Origin of the sequence: Flavobacterium daemonense, from assembly GCF_007341385.1 — a bacterium.
Taxonomy (GTDB): domain Bacteria; phylum Bacteroidota; class Bacteroidia; order Flavobacteriales; family Flavobacteriaceae; genus Flavobacterium; species Flavobacterium daemonense.
Genome location: NZ_VJYD01000014.1, coordinates 111,308 through 131,594 on the forward strand (window position 1 = coordinate 111,308; position 20,287 = coordinate 131,594).

Below are 20,287 nucleotides of genomic sequence, written 5' to 3' on the forward strand. Positions count from 1 at the left end.
AGTGGTGCAAATGTACAAATTAGATTGTAGAATAAAGAACTATAAAATTAGATTTTTTTCAATAAAACCTTTATTAAATAAGGACTTGCATATCTTTAACACAATTATTTCGAAAAATCTTATAAAAATTCTAGTAATCAAAATACCAATTAAAAATATCTGAGCGCAATCCTATAGTAAACCAAGTTGTACTTTGTTTAAAAGTTGTGGCTGTTTCTTGAGTTGGATCAAAGTTTCTATAAATGAAATTTCCGAAAAACTTTAGGTTTGTCATTGGATTAATCAAATAACCACCCTGAATATCGGCAATAAAAATACTGGTTTTATTTCCTTGACCAACTGTTACTCCCTTATCATATGGACGCTTTTCATCGTAACTTCTATAAATATTGCCACCGTAATTATAACTATCTTCCGGAGTATTAAAATCTAAACCTCTTTTGCCAATTGTAAATTTAGCATCAGCAAAATAACGACCTTTATGGTAACGCCCAATTGCAAGCAATTCATCAAAATTCCCTCCCCATTGATGACCAATGCTCTGATTATTGTGTCCATAATTAGTAATAACGGCACTATGTGAATAAACGTAAGGACGAACACGGTTGTATTCTAGCTGCAAAAGCAAATCTTTTACTTCAAAAGCATTAAAATATTTAGCTCCTAATTGATAACCATATTTATTCTTCCAGCTTTTTTCTCCAGCGGTCATATCACCTACTGAAAATTCATCTAATAAAAACTGAGCATATAAATTAACCGAATTATTCCATTTATATTTGGCTGTCATTCCCAAAAGTGCATTTCCGCTTTTAGAAGAAGAAGCAAACTCAACAGCGCGGTAAAAAATTATTGGATTAACAAAATTTACATCAAACCCTCTATTATTGGTATCGGTCCAAACAACTGATTCAAAGAAACCAAGATTCAATCTATTCGAAACATTCCAGCTCAAATAATGATTTGCCATAAATTTCGAGGCATAGGTTTTATCAACAGTAACTTCAGGACGAACATCTTTCAGCCACATATAAGTGTTTGTATATTTAATTTTCCAGAAAGTGGTGTTGATTTTAAAATAAGGATAAGGACTAGCTCCATCGCTTTCTAGCAACGAACGATATCCATCTCCAATAAAATTCCTGCCATAACCCAGTTGAAAATCAAAAATCTTACTTGGCGTGTACGTAATATTTGCCTCAGCTAAAGGAAAATCATACGCATCGGTTTTAAACTGTTTTGCAATTCCAATTCCGGGAATGATTGCTGGATTTCCTCCTGATGGTTTCAGCGATTCGGCATAATCATTAAAATATCCAGCAAAACGGCCTTGGCTTTCAAAAATCGTTGTTGTAAAGTTTATTTGTTTCCCTAAACCTCCTCTAAAATTTAATGCGCGAGTATTTACATAGGTATAGGATGCATCAAGATCTGACGCTTTTCCCAATTGAAGATCTACAATTGGATTCAAAGCCAGCCAATAGTCTTCACCCTGAATCTGAACCAAGTTTTCATTCCACCATTTTCTTCCCAACCAAGTTGAAACATCTTTTTTAAGTGACTCGTTTACTGCTTTCAAATTATAATATTTTGAAACCTCAGCATATGTATATGGTTTTGAAGCCGTGTGATTGTTGCTCCCAACTTGATTCATTGCGCCATCAAACTGCGCATAATAACTGTGAGAAAAAGGAATGTTCAAATGACTCTCAAATTCTGGATTATTGTATTTTTTATAGACAATACTATCCAATTCTGTCATTGGTTTTTCAGCCGGCTTTAAAATTTGAGAAGCCGCCAAAGCTTCTGCCGCAAGCTGATCACTGCTTTTCAACGGAATGTCAATTGATATTGTATATTTTGAATATGTTGGTTTTCCGTTATATGTTGATGGTTTTATTTTCGGAAATTTACCAAAAACACGTTTTGCCTCTGCAATCAAATCTTCATTTGAGGTATTTACATAGATCACTTTAAATACACCCTCGGCATCAACTTCAAAAAGCACTTTTACATCTCCCTTATAATTTGATTGTTTTAAATTTTCAGGAACTGTAAAATTTTGGAAAACAAAATCCTGAACTTCTTTATAAAAACAGTTCTCTAATTTTTTATCGGCTAAATTTTGACAATTATCAAAAACAGGAAATTGTTCGCTTGTAAATCCCGATTGAACAGAAGAAGCATTATTATCTTGCGCAAAAGCAAATAAAGATGTTATAAAAAAAACAAAAGCTAAAACACTTTTATTGATTACGTTAATTTTGAGTTTCATTTAATATTGATTTGGGGTATTTCCTCCTTCAGCAATTGCTTTCGCAGCTGAAGTTCCGATGCGTTTAACACCTAAACGAATCATTTCTATTGCATCTTCATATGATCTGACACCTCCCGCTGCCTTAACAGGCAATGGCGAAGCATTTTCTAACATTATAATAATTACGGGAATTGTAGCGCCATTTGGCAAATCATTTTCTGTTTGAAAAAAACCAGTAGATGATTTTACAAAAACAGAAGCATAATCGTCTTCTTTAAAATTAGAAACCACAACATTTTTAATCAAGGCAGAAAGCTGAATAATTTCTTTATCGGTTAAAGCAGCTGTTTCAATAATCCATTTTACTGTCTTATTATGAGCTAAACCTATTTGTGTTCCAATCAAAATTTCATTTTTGACTAGGGCAATTTCTCCATTTTTGAAAGCTTGGTAGTTACAGACAAAGTCTAAATCGTCTGCACCATTTTCAATAGCTTCATTTGCTTCTTTGATTTTGGTTTCCAAATCTGATTTGCCTTCTGGAAAGTCAATAACAGTACCAACAAGAACAGGAGAATTAGCCTTCAAAATCATTTTTTTAGCCAAACTGACATATTCTGGCCGAATCATAATCAATTTAAAACCTTCCTTGATCGCTTCTTTAATAGCTTTTTTTACAACAACATCATTTTTCGCTTCCGAAAGCCCAGCTTGCGAAGCAGTTTTTAGATACGTTGAATCAAGGAATTGCTTAATGTTCATGATTTTATATTCTACCAGATCGGCACAAAAATACATTTTAAATTCAAAAAACAGTACTATTTACAAAGCTTCATTTTAGGATAATAAAAAACCCACCGAAGTGGGTAATTATATTCCTATTATTTTATCGATTTGCTTCCTTAAACCTATTGCCGAAAATACTCCGGCGGTTGCACCAATCGTATTTGCTAAAATATCTGTTACATCAGGAGTTCTTGTAGTTGTCAACACTCCCTGAAGGATTTCGATTGTAATTCCAAAAAACATGGAAAAAATAAACGAAATCAGATATGCTTTATAATCATTCGCATGCTGCCCTTTAAGTTCTTTTTTGAAAAATAGAATCCACGAAATTGTAAATCCGAAGTGAAAACAAAAATGAACAATTTTATCTATGCTTGGAAAATTTACTACCGGAATATTACTCGAATTTGTCAAACAAAAATAAGTAATGATACCTGAACAGATAATCGCCCAAATTAAAAGAAGTTGTTTAGGCACCGATAAGTTGTTTGTAAGCTGCGTCAGACAATAATGAATCGATTTCCGATTTATCAGCAATTTTAATTTTAATCATCCAACCTGCTCCATAAGGATCAGAATTTACAGTTTCTGGTGCACTTTCTAAACTATCATTGAAAGCAATAATTTCTCCTGTTAAAGGCAAAAATAAATCTGAAACCGTTTTTACAGCTTCAACTGTTCCAAAAACCTCATCTTTATCTAATGTCTGATCTAAAGTTTCTACCTCAACATACACGATATCTCCTAACTCTTTTTGTGCAAAATGAGTAATTCCTACAGTCGCAACATCTCCTTCGATGCTAACCCATTCGTGATCTTTTGTGTACTTTAAATTTGCTGGTATGCTCATAATAGTATGTTTGAAAATTGATAATTTAATAATTAAGTCACAAATGTAATAATCTTCTAATAAAATTTAGTTCAGAATTCTAAATTTAATTTCCGAAATTATATCTGAGCGTAAATCCCGATCTAATATTTGTAAGCGGGAAAGAAGTCGAAATAACTGCTTTTGAAAATGAATGATCATAATAAAATATGGCTGTCAAATTTTTGCTGAAAGCATAATCTGCCGTTAATTTTAATGCCCAAATATTTTGTCCTGCTGCAAGTTGGTTATTATCATAATCTAAATAACGAACTAATGTTTGGTTATTTCTATATGAAAAATCTGCTTTTATATTGATGTCACTTTTAATAATTCCTGTTGGATTATCTGCTAATCGAGATGAAAAAATTACATCTTTAAAGCGGTAACCCGTTCCTATAACATACTCAACACCTTTTACCTCTGTCAGCAAATTATTGTCAAAACTCATTGACAATGCTCTGTCCCTCTTAATTTCAGTTAATAAGCGGAAAGAATTTTTCAGCTCAAAATCGACACGAATCAGCGGACTGAACTGCTCCACTAAATTGACATTTGACATAACTGTCTTGTTAAAGAAGTTTGTATTTACGTCTTGCCCGCTTGGATTCTCTAAATAATCAAAATTTGATCTGTATTGATTTACCGTGTAAGATGCTCTGTAATTATGCAATAATGAAAAACGCTTAAATCTGTCTTTGAAATATTTATAACGCATCAACCCATTGTATTTTATACTCCAGTTTGGAATTGGGAAACTTCTAAAAATATCTGTTGAACTGCTTGACGCATTTCCTCCTGTATAAGCAGCTAAAAATGATGGCAGCAAAACAGCTTGGTTGCTTTTTGTGAAACCAATCGGATATCCTACATTGGCAGTGTAAACTGCGTAATTCGGATCTCCAGGTGCTGGGATTGGATTGTTGGCATCGCCATATCGTGGAATTGCAGCTCCTGCTCCATAATGTTCCTCCGCCAAGCGATTTGCAATCACTAAACGATTATTTCTAAAATCATCAAAAGCCGCCGACACTGTCTCATTGCTTGTTGCAAAAGATGTTTTTATCAGTACAGTCGAGATTGAAAACATTCCGTAAGTGTAAGGAGACAATGGCATATAGTCACCATTCACAACGCTATATTGCTCTGATGAATTTCGAGAATAAGCACGATCCATATTCAAATCAATTGTCAAATCAGGAAACGGATTAACATTTGCAGTTACTTTTAAAATCTTGTTTGTAACCTGTGTAAAGTTTTGATTGAAATTTTCATAATTGGTTAACCATCCATTTTTTGCAGCTTCATAACGCACATCATCCTGACTTCCGAAAATAAATCCTAAAGTTGGTTTTGAAGTACCAAAGAAACCAACACTTGGCGTATAACCTGGTAATACGGTTCCGCTGTTTTTAGTAAAATTAACTTTAACATCTTTCAAACTTGTCAAAACTCCCATTAAACCATCATAAAACGGACTATTATTTACAACTGGTTTTGCCGTTGTATTTACGATTTTCTCGCCTGGTTTTGGAGGTGCAGCTGGTTTAGGTTTGGCCGCTGTTTTTCCTCCAGGCATCAAACCTAAATATTTATACAACTTATTCATCTCAAACGTTGACGACAATATGTTTGAATTTGCATTTTGAATCGTATTTCCTAAATTATAAGTAATTCCGTCATCAGCAGTAAATTGAGATAAAGCTGTAGAGGAACGTTGCCAGCTATAATCTGCTGTATAAGTATATGCCGCTTTTACAAAACTTAAAACTGGAATTTTATTTAACGGAATCTCGTAGTTCACTATGAATTGCTGCAAATGCTGATTTGGAATTCCTAAATCAAAATAATCGTCCCAAATATTAAAATCTTCTTTTGGTGTATTATCTGCATTCAGATAATTTTTTACAATATTATTTGATGCTGCTGTGTAAGTCAGCTTTAAAGATTTGGTTACATTAAATCCAAAACCATATTGATAATTAAAAGCAAAATTTCGTCTGTATAGCGGGTCAAGACCAATTCCTTCAACTTCAACCAGTCTGTATTGCTGACGATTGCTTTGTCTTAAAATATTCGTATTGAAATTAATATTTGAAGGCAGATAATTAAAGTTAAAATCACTTAGCATTTTCCAATAATCACTTTTCTTCATGAATTTGTTTTGCTTGAAAGGAACAACTTCTTTCGGCTGAAAAGTATAGGCATAATTTACAGCAGAATTTGACTGTTCATCCTTATAATCCTCTACTTCATAATCGTGGCGCGCTACTTGATTGTATGATTGTGAAAATGTAAAATTTTCAATATCATAAACATGTGGTTTCTGCTCCGGAGCTCTATCTTTTCTAACACCAATAAAGTTAATGCTCTTGCGTTTTGTATAATCTACAGCACGAGTTCTAATATTATCTTTTTCAGCTGGATCTGTTGTTTCTCTTATCAGCTGATCTAATTTAATATCCTGATTAAATGGATCATATTCTGGTGTAATCACTTCCTCGCCAATAGCATAATTGAAAGGCAAATTAATTCCCCATTTGTGAGGCATTAATTTTCCTAAGTTCATGTTTGTTACAATGTTGTACTGTTGAATATCCTCACGATCTCTTTCATTGGCACCTTGCTCAATTGATCCAAAACCAATTGTACTTTTCTTTCCAGTAGCTGATACCGTTGCAAAATCAGCCATATTGGTATCAACATTCAACAATGCCGCCATACCGCCTTTATTATCTAAATCAGACATACGAAGTTCGTTGAACCAAACTTCTCCCTTGATGTCTTTGTGGTCTGCTTTGCTTTTTACTCCGACCATTAAATTTCGAACCAAACCAAAGTTAGGATTTCCTTTAATACCCAGTTTTAATTTACTGTCACCATCACCTCCACTCGAAATCAAATCTGGATCATCATCAGGATAATATACTCCGTTGATATCTCTTTTTGGCGAATTAATATCTAAAGGCATTGCCTTGATTTTCATTCGAGTCAATAATTCAAGCGCTAAATCAATATTATTCTGTTCCATCCAAACCAAATCTGGACTTATAGTACAAGATCCTCCTGTTTGTGTAACTTTTAAAGGAATTTCGACTTGATAATAGTTCTGTGTAAAGTCATTACCAAAACGAATAAAACCAACCATTTCATCATCCAATAAATTTGTTTCATTTGGAAGTGATTCAGCATGCAAAAACATTTTCAGTTTTTTGTACTGACGCATATCGACACTTACGTTTTTGAAAACCGCTCTTGAATCTTGGTATTGTAATCCTGTTCCTCCAACACGAACTGCCAATGCCTGCTCGTTTTGATTGATTATTGTATTGTTGTTATAAAGTTGTTCTCGTTGAACACCTGGAGGAATAACATAGTTTACTGGACATTTAGTTCCGTTTTCTTGAATATTAACGGCCGCAACATCAAACTGCGTTCCATCATCATCAGGATTTGTATCGTTCGCGTCAAGCGTACCGGTGTATCTTCTCCATTCACCTCTAACCAAATCCAGGGCCCCAAAACGAACCGTCATTTGATCATTAAAACCAGTCATAAACATACGCAAGAAACGAATAGATCTAAAATCACTTATGTTTCCAATAGTATTTTGAGGCTTAGCAACAGGAATTTTAAACTGAATCCACCTTGCAGTTGTAGTTCCGCCGTTTGGCAATTCGACATTAGTCACTTCACGAATATCTGTAATATAATTTGAACCAACCTGCATTCCCGGTTTTATATCGACACTATACTCGTAGTACGCATTAATCGTACTCATGGTGTTATCACGATTAATATCTTCTACATCTGGAAGTGTTGTTGAACCACGATTAGGATCATCAATACTAACTGCTGAGTTTCCTTCAACACCATTATATTTTTTATAACGATCCAGAACCCCTCCAGTAGTATTTAAATAATATTTGTAGTTGTCTGCAGCAGGATCTTCTTCGCCAGCATAATTTGTATAAATCGAACCTTCTTTAAAATCGGGAAGACCGTCTAAACCGACATCCTGATTTTTTCTGTTGTCAGGATTTGTGTCAAATGCATAAATTAAAGATTGAGAAGCTGGCACATCTCCCCAAATAGGTTGCGGATTTACCATTACTTGATCTGGCCCTAAACCATTTTCATATTGCTTTCTTCCGTCTTTTAAAACATCTTCTGAGATTTCACCTAAATTGAAATAAATTTTTCCTGTATTACCTCCAGGTGCTTCTCCATTTCCAACATATGGATCCAGAACCCAAAACTGAATGTATTCAACATTTCCTTGCTCGAAGTTCGTCGAGTTCAAAGAGCGCATAATTCCTCCAAAATTTGAAGATGGCGCAGTTGAACCAAAATTTGGGTTGTTGTTATAAGGCCCTCTATCTGATGGAAAATAAGTTAAATCTAAAGTATTAATTACTTGAATCTGACCTTGAGCAATATCTGTATTTGGATATAACTCTTTACTGTAAATTCGTCTAGTTGTGTTTAATGATAAATCATCATTTGAAATACCGTCAGGTTTTGAGGTGTAAAAAATTGGATCAATACTGTACCATGCTAATTTTGCACGTTTGTATCCGTAATCTAATGTGTTTGAATTTGCATTAAACGTGTTGTCGTTTAGCGAATTTATAAATGGAGTTGAAGCCAAGCTCCACGCATATGCAGATCGCATATCAATTGTGGTCTGCGAACCTTCAAAATCATCGACATAAATAGTCGCTTCACCTTCAAAATCACTTGCTTTTGGCGCATCTGGCTTTAAAAAAGCTACTTCACCTCGAACAGAAAGGTTAGATGGAACATCGGTATCGATATTTGGAAGTTTGTTTACTAACCTCGTAAAAAATGGAACTTCGGTCGCATAATTTCCATTAAATCCAAATATTGTATTATTAACAGATTCCTGACCATAACTTGATTTTTGAGTAAATGGCTTTTCAGTCATTTTCAAATAGGTACCTCCAACAACAAATTTATCTGAAATTTTATGTTCGACATTGAATCCCATAAACCTTCGAGTCTGTTGGCCAAAGATTGAGTTGTTTTCTAACGAAACTTCAATAGGAGTATTTGACGCTTGCAGAGAAGGGTCTAAAATTTGGACTCTTCCTAATTGATAATCGACACTATAATCAATACCTTCAACTAATCTTCGTCCGGCCGCCATTACTACAACTGAACCTTGAGGAACATTGAAAGCTCCAATCGGAATTCCATTGCTTCCTGAAGATTTGTATTTTCCTCTCAATAAAAATTTATTCTTGTCACTATCCTGTAAAGCTCCAGATTGTGTATTACGATACATGCTTCTAAATACATATTTCTGCTGGTTTGCGTTATACGTACTTGGATCATTATAGGTTTCTCCAGAACCTGCATTCTGTAATTTTTTGAATATTAATTCTCCAAAAGGTTCTTTAGTAGTAAAAATAATTCGTCCGTTTGAAACATCAACAGTGATTCCTGGAAGATAATCGAAGAAACCGTCACCACCCGTCTGCGGATCATTATTGTAATTCAACCTATCTAAGTTAAAGACATTTAATAATGGCGTTTGATCAACTGTATTATCAGCTGTGGGATTTGCCGGAAAAGAAGTTCCAGTAACTGGAGTAATATAATTTATAGGAGATGGATCTGTGTATAAGATGTTCATTCTAAAATCATCCTGTTTGATCTGGTAAGCCTGTGGAATTTGATAAACGTTTTTCATCATCAAGTTCCAAACTGGATTCTGAACATTTGTCAAATTGCTTTTAAGCATTTTCAAAATCAAACTTTGTGTGATAATGGCTTGATTAGAATTGTTGCTTCCGGTAACAACTGTTGCATCAACTCCATCACTTCCAAATTCTCCAACTTGATAAATCTTCCCTCCTTCTGTATATTCATATGCAACAGCCAAAATCTCATCATTTGCAAGACGTTGCTGCAAGGAAATATATCCTAATTGCGGATTGAACGTAAATTCGTTTGCTGTTAATTTGCGGGCATTCTCTAATATAGAATAATCTGTTCCTTCACTAACGTTTGTATTATTAAATCCAGATTTGGCCGTAACGATTTCTCTAATATTCGAGTTTAAAAATGATCCGGGTTGGCCAATCGCTGCGGGATCATAGGCGTTATTTGAATTTTCAGAAGGTGAATCAACAGGTTTAGAAGGATTGAAGAATCCTGTAGTAGAACCAATAACCACTACTTCATTATCAGGAACATCACTCAAACGTCCTTCACCTAAATCCTGAAGCGCAATAATATTTCTAAGATTGTTGTTGGTTGTGCTAACTCGGTTTTGTTTATTAGTTACCCAGACTTCAATTCGTGTAATCTGAATTCGGCTGTTGATTACAGGGTAGCTTTTTAAAGAAGCATCATATTTATCTCTAAAATACTGCGACAAGAAAAAGTGCCTGTCATTGTCATAATCCAATGCGTACAAATCAAAATTTTGAACTGTCCCACCTCCTTCGGCTACAACACTCTTAGTTTGTGATTTTTGTTCTGAAAAAACTCCTGTAACTGTAGTTCGTCCAAACTGAAGTTGTGTTTTTACACCAAACAAACTTTGCGCACCACGTATTAATGTACTATTTAACGGCATGCTGACGTTACCAACTTCAACTTTCTGAATAATATCATCTTCTGAAGGTGTGTAAGCAAGTTTAAATAAGTTCTGGAAAGCAAATGTTGATTGCGTATCGTAATTAGCATTTACTTCCAACCTTGTCCCTACTTTCCCCATTAAACTCATGCTGATTCGCTGATCAAAATCGAATGTTAGACTCGATCTGTTTCTAGGTGAAAATGAAGGATTGTCTTGTTTTGTATAGCGTATACCAAGATCCATTTCAACCGAACCTGTAGGTTTTACGTCAATTGTGTTGCTTCCAAAAATGCTTTCAAAAAAACTTGAATTAACATAATATCTTGGCAATAAATTCTTTTTAGCTGCTTCGCTTCCTGCTTTTTTACCGTCAATTGCATCGGCTTTTTTTCTGAAATAATCTCTTCGGGATTCTTTCAAAACTAATTCTTCGTACTCTTTTGGAGTCAAAATAATTGGGTAATTGACAGGGAAACCATCAACTGTGTTAGAATAAATATAGCGATCTGAAATTGGATCGTATTTGTATGCCGAAAGTATGCTTGGTGGATCTTTCAACTCCATTTTCCCTACAGAAAACTGAGTTTTGGTTGTATCTTGTGTTGCCGGATTTACTTGCGATTGCAAAACATTACCGCAAAATAAAACCAGTAAAAGAATACAAATTTTACGCATACAATTCGTTTATGTTAATTGAGTTACAAGCTTTTTAAAGCTCTTTTTATGATGGTTTCTGCTGTAGCTTCTGGATCTTCTTTTACAATTTTCTCCACTACTTTTTCAGAAGCTTTTCGAACAAATCCTAAAACTTCCAAAGCAGATAACGCTTCATCTCTATTTGTATTGTTTTGTACTGCTGAAACTTCATCTAAATCGTACAACTTTAACACTTTTTCCTTTAAATCAAGTATAACGCGTTGAGCAGTTTTGCTTCCAATTCCCTTTATTGACTGGATAACTCCTACATCTCCAGATGCAATTGCATTTATAATCTGTTTTGGTTCTATCGAAGAAAGCATTGTTCTTGCGATATTAGCACCAATACCAGAAACAGACAATAACATTCTGAATATTTCACGTTCTGATTTTTCGGCAAAGCCATATAAAGTATGCGCATCTTCTTTAATTTGAAGATGCGTATACAATTTTATAAAATCAGCATTAGGAATTAGCGAGAAAGTATGCAAAGAAATATTTACATGATATCCTACTCCGCCACAATCAATTACAACGTCTGTGGGATTTTTTTCAACTAGTTTTCCTTGCAAATGTGCTATCATATATATTATTTATAGTACCAAATATAAGTAAAAATAAGACACTATTAATCTCATTTTACAATAGGAATTATTGGACTAATTTATTTTTTTTAATTTCTTTTTCTTGGGCATCAATAACCGCAATTGCAGCCATATTTACCATTTCTTCAACACTTGCACCTAATTGGAAAATATGAACAGGTTTACCAAGTCCCATCATAATTGGACCAATTGAACCTGCTTTATTCAATTCCTTCAATAATTTATAAGTAATATTTGCCGACTCTAAGTTAGGGAATACCAGCGTATTTACTTTTTTTCCTGCCAATTTAGAGAAAGGGAATTTTTCTTTTAGCATTTCAGAATTTAAAGCAAAATCTGCTTGAATCTCTCCATCAATAATCAATTCTGGATGGTTTTTATGCAGATAAGCAACCGCTTCTCTTACTTTTGATGCATTTTGATGTGTTGATGATCCAAAGTTTGAATACGAAACCATTGCAATAACTGGCTCAATACCAAACATTTTTGCTGTTTTAGCAGTCATCAAGGCGATATTAATCAAGTCTTGAGCAGACGGATTAATATTGATTGCAGTATCTGATAAAAACATTGGCCCACGTGCTGTAAGCATCATATTTGCAGTTGCAACAAGTGAAGCTCCCGGTGCTTTTTCAATTAACTGAAGCATTGGTTTTACAACACTTGGATAACTTCTTGAATGACCCGTAACAACAGCATCTGCCTCTCCTGCATTAACCATCATGGCTGCAAAATAGTTTCTTTCGCGCATGAATTTTTGAGCATCAAGCAGTGAAACACCTCTTCGTTCTCTAGCTTCCCAATATGAATTTGCAAATCTGTTGCGTCTTTCTTCTTCTTCGTTTGTTTTAGGATCAATGATTTCAAGATCAGCATCAAAACCTAATTCAGCTTTTAATTCTAATATAATTTCTCTGTTTCCTAATAAAATTGGGAAACCAATACCATCTTCATATACAATTTGTGCCGCTTTCAATACGTTCAAATGATCAGCCTCAGCAAATACAATTCGTTTAGGGTTTAATTTAGCGCGATTTGTAATCAAACGCACCATTTTATTATCATTCCCCATACGTTCACGAAGCACATCTTCATAAGCGGCCCAGTCTGTAATAGGATTTTTTGCCACTCCAGATTCCATTGCTGCTTTTGCAACTGCAGGTGCAACAACGGTAATCAATCTAGGATCAAATGGTTTTGGGATAATATATTCTTGACCAAAACCTAATTTTGTAGCACCATAAGCTACGTTAACCTGTTCTGGAACTGGTTCTTTTGCTAAAATAGCCAAAGCTTTTACAGCCGCCATTTTCATAGCTTCGTTAATTTTTGTAGCTCTTACGTCAAGCGCTCCTCTAAAAATATATGGGAAACCAAGAACGTTGTTAACCTGATTAGGAAAATCAGAACGTCCCGTAGCCATAATAATATCTTTTCTAGTATCAACTGCCAAGTTATAGTCGATTTCCGGATTTGGATTTGCCATTGCAAAAACAATCGGGTTATCTTTCATTGTCAATAACATTTCAGGTGAAAGAATACCCCCTGAAGACAATCCGATAAAAACATCAGCACCTTTTACCGCTTCGGCCAATTCAATTTTAGGACCATCAACAGCATATTTTAATTGCAAATCTGAAAGCGCAGGATTATCTTTTGTTAAAAGCCCTTTACTGTTATACATTAAAACATTTTCAACTTTTACGCCTAGCAAAACATATAAATCTGTACAAGCAATTGCAGCCGAACCCGCTCCTGAAACTACAACTTTAACGTCTTCTGCTTTTTTTCCTGCCAATTCTAATGCATTGATCAAAGCTGCTGCAGAAATAATCGCAGTTCCATGCTGATCGTCATGCATTACAGGAATATCCAATTCTTCTACCAGTCTTCTTTCAATTTCAAAAGATTCTGGAGCCTTAATATCTTCAAGATTAATACCTCCAAAAGTTGGCGCGATATTTTTTACAGTTTGGATAAACTCTTCTACATTTTTTGTATCGACTTCGATATCAAAAACATCAATATCAGAAAATATTTTAAATAATAAACCTTTTCCTTCCATTACAGGTTTTGAGGCTTCAGGACCAATATCTCCAAGTCCTAAAACTGCAGTTCCGTTTGAAATTACGGCTACTAAATTCCCTTTTGCTGTATATTTATAAACGTCATCAACGTTTGCTGCAATATCTAAACATGGCTCTGCAACTCCCGGCGAATAAGCCAGCGATAAGTCTCTCTGGGTTGCATATTTTTTTGTTGGAACTACCTGAATTTTTCCTGGAGTCGGCTCTGAGTGATACAGCAGCGCTTCTCTTCTTTTACTCTCTTTGTTCATTATTTTTAGCTTTTATTCTAGCTTACAAAGATATAAGTCTTAGTTTAAAAAGGGGCGTTTTTAGTGCTTTCTTTTGTTAAAATAACAATTTTCGGCATCAAAAAAAAATAGTCCATCAAAATCAGGACTATCTTTAAAACTATATTTTTTACGTTTTTTTTATTGGGAAATATAAGAATTTAAATGATTTATTGTGTCTTTCTGAATTTCAATAATTGCCTTTACAACATCACTGATTGAAATAATTCCGACAACAATTCCGTCTTCTAAAACTGGTAAATGTCTGATTCTTTTTGTGCTCATCAGCTCCATGCAATCTTCGATATTGTTTGAAAGATTTACGGAGAAAACATTGCTTTCCATAATTTCATGCACGAAAGTTTCTTTTGACGATTTGTCTTTTAAAACAATTTTTCGAGCATAATCTCTTTCAGACAAGATTCCTTTTAGGTCGGTTCCCTCAATTACAAGAATTGCCCCTATGTTTTTTTCACCCATTACTTTCAATGCTTCATATACAGTTGTAGTTGAAAGTACTGAAAAAACATTTCTCCCTTTTGCGTTTAATATTTGATTTACAGTCATATCTGAAAAATTTTAGAATTATAAAGTTATAAAAAAATTGATATAATTTAATATTCAACCTTACATTTTAAAAAGCTAATCCATTCATTTTAAACAAAATACACTGCATTTCGGTTTTTCAAAACTATCCCGCAAAGAATGAAATCATTTCGAGAAGTTTTTTGTGAAAAATTTGTTTTTTTAACGCTTTCCTACTTTGCATAAAAAAAGCTCTTTTCATATAGAAAAGAGCTTTTATTATATTAATTCTTTTTTACAGCCCTACAATGATAAATTCACTTCGTCTGTTTTGCTGATGTTCTTTCTCGGTACATTTTACTCCGTCAGCACATTTGTTGATTAATTTGGTTTCACCATATCCTTTTGCTGTCAGTCGGCTTGCATCAATTCCTTTGCTAATAAGCCAATCCTTTGTTGATTGCGCTCTTTTGTCTGATAAAATCTGGTTGCTTTCAGCAGATGAGCGGCTGTCTGTGTGCGAACGAATATCTAATTTTATATTTGGATATTGATTCAAAATATCAACCACTTTTAGCAAATCTGGTTCAGATGTTTTTTTGATCGTCGCTTTTCCTAAATCAAAAAAGTTCATTGGAATATGCAGTAATTTAGCCAAATCTGTCCCCACTTTTATTGGCCCAAGTTTTACTGGATTTACTTTCGTTTTTTTAATTTCGATTGATTTCGCAGCTAAAGGTTTAAACATTTTTTGCATTGTGAAATCCAAAGTTGTTTTGCCGTTTGCTTTTTTAACTGCTGTCGAAATTTCTTTTATTCCGTAATCACTTTTTGAAGCACGAATGGAATATTTTTTACCGCATTTTATTTTGGGAAAAATATAATTCCCTTTATCGTCTGTCACAATTGAGGAAACCGGATTAAAATTTTCATCAAACAAAGACAAATTTACATTTGATAAAACTTCATTTGATTCAGCATCTGAAACTGTTCCCATTAAATCCTGCTCACAAACCAACCTTCTAGTTTCTGTAAAACGATAAACGTCATCTAAACCGTGACCATTTTCTCTATTTGAAGAAAAAAATCCGTTTCGGTTTTTGCCGTCAATTGTAAAAGCAAAATCGTCTTGTTTACTGTTTACAGGTTCTCCCACATTTTGCACATCATCTTCGATTGTTCCGTCTGGACTAATCTTTGTAACAAAAATATCAAGTCCTCCCAAACCCGGACGTCCGTCTGAAGCAAAATAAAGCTCGTTTTCTCCAGAGATAAAAGGAAAAGTTTCTCTTCCTTCTGTATTAATTACAGGTCCTAAATTTTGTGGCTGACCAAAAGTTCCGTCTTCATTTATTGCGACTTTAAACAAATCTGACTGCCCTAAAGTTCCCGGCATATCTGACGCAAAATACAATGTTTTTTCATCCATACTCAATGCAGGATGTGCCGTACTATATTGGTCACTATTAAATGGCAGTTCTCTTGCTTCGGTCCAAACATCATTTACAAAATCTGATCTATAAAGTTTTAAAAGTGTTACTTCTTTGTCGTTTTTTCCTCTTTTCCCATCTGTAAAATTATTTCTTGTAAAATACATCGTTCGGCCATCTTTTGTGAAAATCGGAGTTGATTCGTTGAATCTTGATTTTTGATTTTTACGAAACAATACCGGCTTGCCAACACTTCCATCAGGCATTAAATCGGCGATATATAATTTAGAAAAAGATTTATTTGTCCATTTAAAACTCGTTTTTGCAATCCCGCCTGTATCTCTAGCCGAAGTAAAAACGATTCTTTTATCATAAATAACACTTCCATAATCCGAATAAGATGAATTTATTCCTGCATCGGCAATTTCATATCTTCCAGAATTTGCTTTAATTTCGTCCAAATAATTTTTCTCATTTCTGATCAAAGAAGCTCTTTTTTCTGCGCCCGCTTTTTGATTGAATTTCTCTAAAATTTCATCAGCCTTACGATAATTTCCAGATGCTTTTAAACATTGTGCATATCGGTACAAATATTCTGGCTCCTGGTCTTCATTCATCATAAACAACTCATTATACCATTGCAGCGCCGAAGGCAATTCGCCAATAAAATAATATGAATTACCAAGTCTTTGTACTATTTTTTCATCTTTAGTACCTTTTTCTACAAGATCTTCATATGCTTTTATGGCATCTGCGTAAGCATAATCATTGTACTTTTTGTCTGCGGAGCTAGTGTTGTTTACAGTCTGTGCGCTCATTTTAAAAACAAGGCACATGCATAAAACAGAAAAGCTTAATATTTTAATTCTCATAGCAGATATTAAATTAGAAGAATCTTGGAGAGATCATTTTGTTATAACTATTAAAAAATTCGAAACGAAGGAATACCTCGTGAGATCCCGAATTATATCGTCTTAAGCTTGTTGTTTCATGATCATATCCATAACCAATATACATTCCCTTTGATACTTGAAAACCTGCCATTGCACTAACTGATGCACTCCAGCGATAGGCAAGACCAACAACGAATTTGTCATAAAACATAAAATTACCAGAAACATCAACCTGTAATGGTGCGCCTTGAACCATTTTTGTCAAAATAGCCGGCTTAAATCGGATGTATTCTAGCTTATCCAAATTAAAGACATATCCTCCCATGAAATAATAATTTATTTTTTCTTTAAAAATGGCAGTATTATTATCGTCATAACGATTTGTTTCTATAAAATTAGGAACTGAAAATCCTAAATAAGCTCTGTCTGAATGCCAATAAACCCCAGCACCAACATTTGGCGTGAATTTATTTTTCAAGTCTTGAAATTGTTCATCACCTTGATCTTCAAAACTTAATTTACTTGCATCTAAATTAAATAAATTGGCCGTAGCTTTTATTCCGAAAGAAAGTTTAAACGATTCAGAGGTTGGGATGCTATAAGATAAATCAGCCGACAACGTATTTTCGACAGTTGGCCCAATTTTGTCATTTACCAATGAAACACCTAATCCTAATTTACTGTTATCTAAAGGCGTGTTTACCGAAAAAGTGCTTGTTTTTGGAGCTCCGTCAAGTCCGATCCATTGTGTACGATATAATCCAAATACACTCAGTACACCGCGAGATCCTGCATATGCTGGATTGACCGAGATTGTATTGTACATGTATTGTGTAAACTGCGCGTCTTGCTGCGCGGAACACACAACTGAAAAAAACATAAAAATTAAAACTAATTTTTTCATTTATTAAGCTTTTAAAACGGCTTGCCTAAAAGTCAAACCGTTTATCATTTTTTATTTATTAAGATACAAGTAACCCGACTGCTCGTGCTGATTTGAATCGTTATCTTTATATTTCAGTATATAAAAATAAGTTCCTACCGGCAATCCATCTGACTCTTTAATGGTAGCTCGTCCTGCTGAAACTCCTACAAAAACTCGGTCTTCATTATTGTAATGATCAATATCAAAAACCAATACTCCCCAACGGTTGTAAATTTCAACTGTATTATCAGGGTAACATTCTATTCCTTGAATATAGAATCTTGTATTTTTTGAGTCTCCATTTGGAGAGAAAGCATTTAAAACCTTGATCTGACAACCATTTAAATTGATCACAGTTGGATTATTACCTGCGTTGCTTGCATCATCAGATTTATCATCTACATCAACTCCTCTTGAACTAAATCCTTGCGCAGTTGCCTGATTTGTTACTATACCACGAATAATATCGTTTTGCGTAATTTTATACTGTGCTGTAAAAGTATGGTCATCAACTTCACCTACTTCTAAATCAATTGCTTGTCCAGAAACTACAGCTCCCGGCAAAGGATCTGCAACTGTCACACGTGTTAAAGGAACATTTCCTGTATTTGTAATTTTAAATTTATAAGTGATCGTCTCACCTGCATTAGCAAATCCATTACTGTTTTCATCATTAAAAACTGCGGTTTTGACAATGGCAATATTTGGCACTTCAACAAAAACATTTAATGTAGCCGAACTGCAATTAGATGTATTAGCTTTTTCACAAACTTGATACACTAAAGCATAATTTCCAGCTGGAGTATTAGGTTTTACATTTACCGTTCCGTCAGCGTTAAATTCAAAATAAGGGTTCTTTGGTGTGTTAGAAATTACAATATCAGCCGGATCAATTGGCAATCCATTTAATAAATCATTACTTAAAACATTTATAAACTCAAGCTGTCCATTAATTCCATCCACATTTACTTGCAGATCATCTTTTGTAACAAGCTGTAACGGTGCTGGTGGTGCAGGATCAACTGAATTTATTACAGTTACGTTTACAACTGCCTGACTGCAATTTGACGAATTCGACGCCTCGCAAATTTGGTAAGTCAATTGATACGTTCCTGATGGAGTTCCTGTTTTAACATCAACAGAACCATCTGCATTTAAAACCAAATTGGGATTTGCAACAACAGTACTCAAAACAACAGCAGTCTCGTTTACAGCGATGCCATTTAAGCGGTCATTACTGAAAATATTCAACGCAGTGCTGATACTTTTCTTAGCATCAATTGGTCCTGCTGTATCGTTATTTGCTTTGATAACAAATGTTGGCCTTGCATTACATTGCGGTGTAGCTGGAGGATAACTCAGCGATATACTCACTGTAGGATTTAACGAAAACTGTACGGTAACACCTGTTCTGGTTTTTTCAAATCCGTCGGCACCTTCAATCCATTGACCATTTATCAATAACCATCCAGGCCAGTCAATTCCAATTCCGTTATTATCCACCACTGCACCTGGCCATAAAATACTACCGCTTAATGGTAGATTAGTTTGTGTTGCCACAACATTATTGTCGCTATCGATCCATTTTACTGTCAATAAATTATTTGGCGTAAAATTATCTGCTTTTACATCATAGGACACATACGGAACATCATTTGAACAATAGCTGTTTGCTGTTACAGTCATTGTTGGAAGAACAACTGTTACTTTAACTGTCGCTGTTGCACAATTTGTTGTGTTTAATTCACAAACTTGATAAGTAAGTCCGTACGTTCCTGCTGGTGCGTTTTCTTTTAATACTATTGTTCCGTCCGGATTTAATGTTAAATATCCTGATGGATCTGCAATAGTTTCTGAAAGATTTACATCAGAAGCTACAATTGGCAATCCATTTTTAGTATCATTCCCTAAAACATTTATAACTGTAACTGCATGATTTACTCCCGCAATTGGGCCTGCCGTATCATTTTTTAATACCAATAAATCGCCCACAACCTGAATATAGCTTTTCACAGTATCACAGTTCATTGCATGATCATTGTCGCAGATCGTGTATTCCACTTCATAATTTCCTGAAGCTGTTCCAAAAGCTACGGTGATCGTTTTGTCTGCATTCAGCGTCAGTCCCGCAGGAAGTGTGCTGATAAGCGTAAAATCAACCTGAGCTGCGCCTGTGCCAACTGTAACCGGAATTCCGTTCAGCGTGTCATTTGCTGTCAGAGAAATTGTCGTTCCACCAGTGTTGCTGTTGATTGCGGCTGTTGTTTCGGTTACTGCGTCGATTACCGGAATCACAATCGGAGCATTTACTGTCAAGCTAACCGAAGCAGTCGAGC

Annotated in this window: 11 protein-coding genes; all 11 read right to left on the minus strand. The window is 34.6% G+C overall.

Annotation, left to right across the window (positions count from 1 at the left end):
- Positions 1–130 precede the first annotated feature (130 nt).
- A complete protein-coding gene (locus FND99_RS16810; RefSeq protein WP_144339091.1) occupies positions 131–2,275 on the minus strand; it encodes an energy transducer TonB in 2,145 nt (714 codons plus the stop codon).
- The gene (gene deoC, locus FND99_RS16815; RefSeq protein WP_144339092.1) at positions 2,276–3,019 is read right to left on the minus strand and encodes a deoxyribose-phosphate aldolase; all 744 of its coding nucleotides are present in this window, start codon (positions 3,017–3,019) and stop codon (positions 2,276–2,278) included.
- Between the two features lie 108 nt (positions 3,020–3,127).
- On the minus strand, positions 3,128–3,520 hold the full coding sequence (locus tag FND99_RS16820; RefSeq protein WP_144339093.1) for a VanZ family protein: 393 nt from the start codon (positions 3,518–3,520) through the stop codon (positions 3,128–3,130).
- Positions 3,513–3,893: a glycine cleavage system protein GcvH gene (gene gcvH, locus FND99_RS16825; RefSeq protein ID WP_144339094.1), complete on the minus strand. Its 381-nt coding sequence runs from the start codon at positions 3,891–3,893 to the stop codon at positions 3,513–3,515. The genes FND99_RS16820 and gcvH overlap by 8 nt, the downstream gene beginning before the upstream one ends.
- A gap of 85 nt (positions 3,894–3,978) precedes the next feature.
- Positions 3,979–11,196, minus strand: coding sequence for a T9SS outer membrane translocon Sov/SprA (gene sov / locus FND99_RS16830; protein WP_144339095.1), 7,218 nt, complete (start codon positions 11,194–11,196; stop codon positions 3,979–3,981).
- Between the two features lie 23 nt (positions 11,197–11,219).
- On the minus strand, positions 11,220–11,801 hold the full coding sequence (gene ruvA / locus FND99_RS16835) for a Holliday junction branch migration protein RuvA (RefSeq protein ID WP_144339096.1): 582 nt from the start codon (positions 11,799–11,801) through the stop codon (positions 11,220–11,222).
- A gap of 67 nt (positions 11,802–11,868) precedes the next feature.
- A complete protein-coding gene (locus FND99_RS16840) occupies positions 11,869–14,160 on the minus strand; it encodes an NADP-dependent malic enzyme (protein WP_144339097.1) in 2,292 nt (763 codons plus the stop codon).
- A gap of 159 nt (positions 14,161–14,319) precedes the next feature.
- Entirely contained in the window at positions 14,320–14,745 is a 426-nt protein-coding gene (locus FND99_RS16845; RefSeq protein ID WP_144339098.1) for a CBS domain-containing protein, read from the minus strand.
- Between the two features lie 253 nt (positions 14,746–14,998).
- Positions 14,999–17,005 carry an OmpA family protein gene (locus FND99_RS16850; RefSeq protein WP_144339099.1) on the minus strand — a complete coding sequence of 669 codons (2,007 nt, stop codon included), beginning with the start codon at positions 17,003–17,005 and terminating at the stop codon, positions 14,999–15,001.
- Between the two features lie 13 nt (positions 17,006–17,018).
- A complete protein-coding gene (locus FND99_RS16855; RefSeq protein ID WP_144339100.1) occupies positions 17,019–17,930 on the minus strand; it encodes a PorP/SprF family type IX secretion system membrane protein in 912 nt (303 codons plus the stop codon).
- A gap of 51 nt (positions 17,931–17,981) precedes the next feature.
- The coding region (locus FND99_RS16860) for a T9SS type B sorting domain-containing protein (protein ID WP_144339101.1) at positions 17,982–20,287 on the minus strand (2,306 nt) is incomplete at its 5' end.

Bases quoted from the DNA above. Each gene is read 5' to 3' on its own strand.
- FND99_RS16810 (WP_144339091.1), bottom strand. From the start codon at position 2,275: ATGAAACTCAAAATTAACGTAATCAATAAAAGTGTTTTAGCTTTTGTT.
- deoC (WP_144339092.1), bottom strand. From the start codon at position 3,019: ATGAACATTAAGCAATTCCTTGATTCAACGTATCTAAAAACTGCTTCG.
- gcvH (WP_144339094.1), bottom strand. From the start codon at position 3,893: ATGAGCATACCAGCAAATTTAAAGTACACAAAAGATCACGAATGGGTT.
- sov (WP_144339095.1), bottom strand. From the start codon at position 11,196: ATGCGTAAAATTTGTATTCTTTTACTGGTTTTATTTTGCGGTAATGTT.
- ruvA (WP_144339096.1), bottom strand. From the start codon at position 11,801: ATGATAGCACATTTGCAAGGAAAACTAGTTGAAAAAAATCCCACAGAC.
- FND99_RS16840 (WP_144339097.1), bottom strand. From the start codon at position 14,160: ATGAACAAAGAGAGTAAAAGAAGAGAAGCGCTGCTGTATCACTCAGAG.
- FND99_RS16845 (WP_144339098.1), bottom strand. From the start codon at position 14,745: ATGACTGTAAATCAAATATTAAACGCAAAAGGGAGAAATGTTTTTTCA.
- FND99_RS16850 (WP_144339099.1), bottom strand. From the start codon at position 17,005: ATGAGAATTAAAATATTAAGCTTTTCTGTTTTATGCATGTGCCTTGTT.
- FND99_RS16855 (WP_144339100.1), bottom strand. From the start codon at position 17,930: ATGAAAAAATTAGTTTTAATTTTTATGTTTTTTTCAGTTGTGTGTTCC.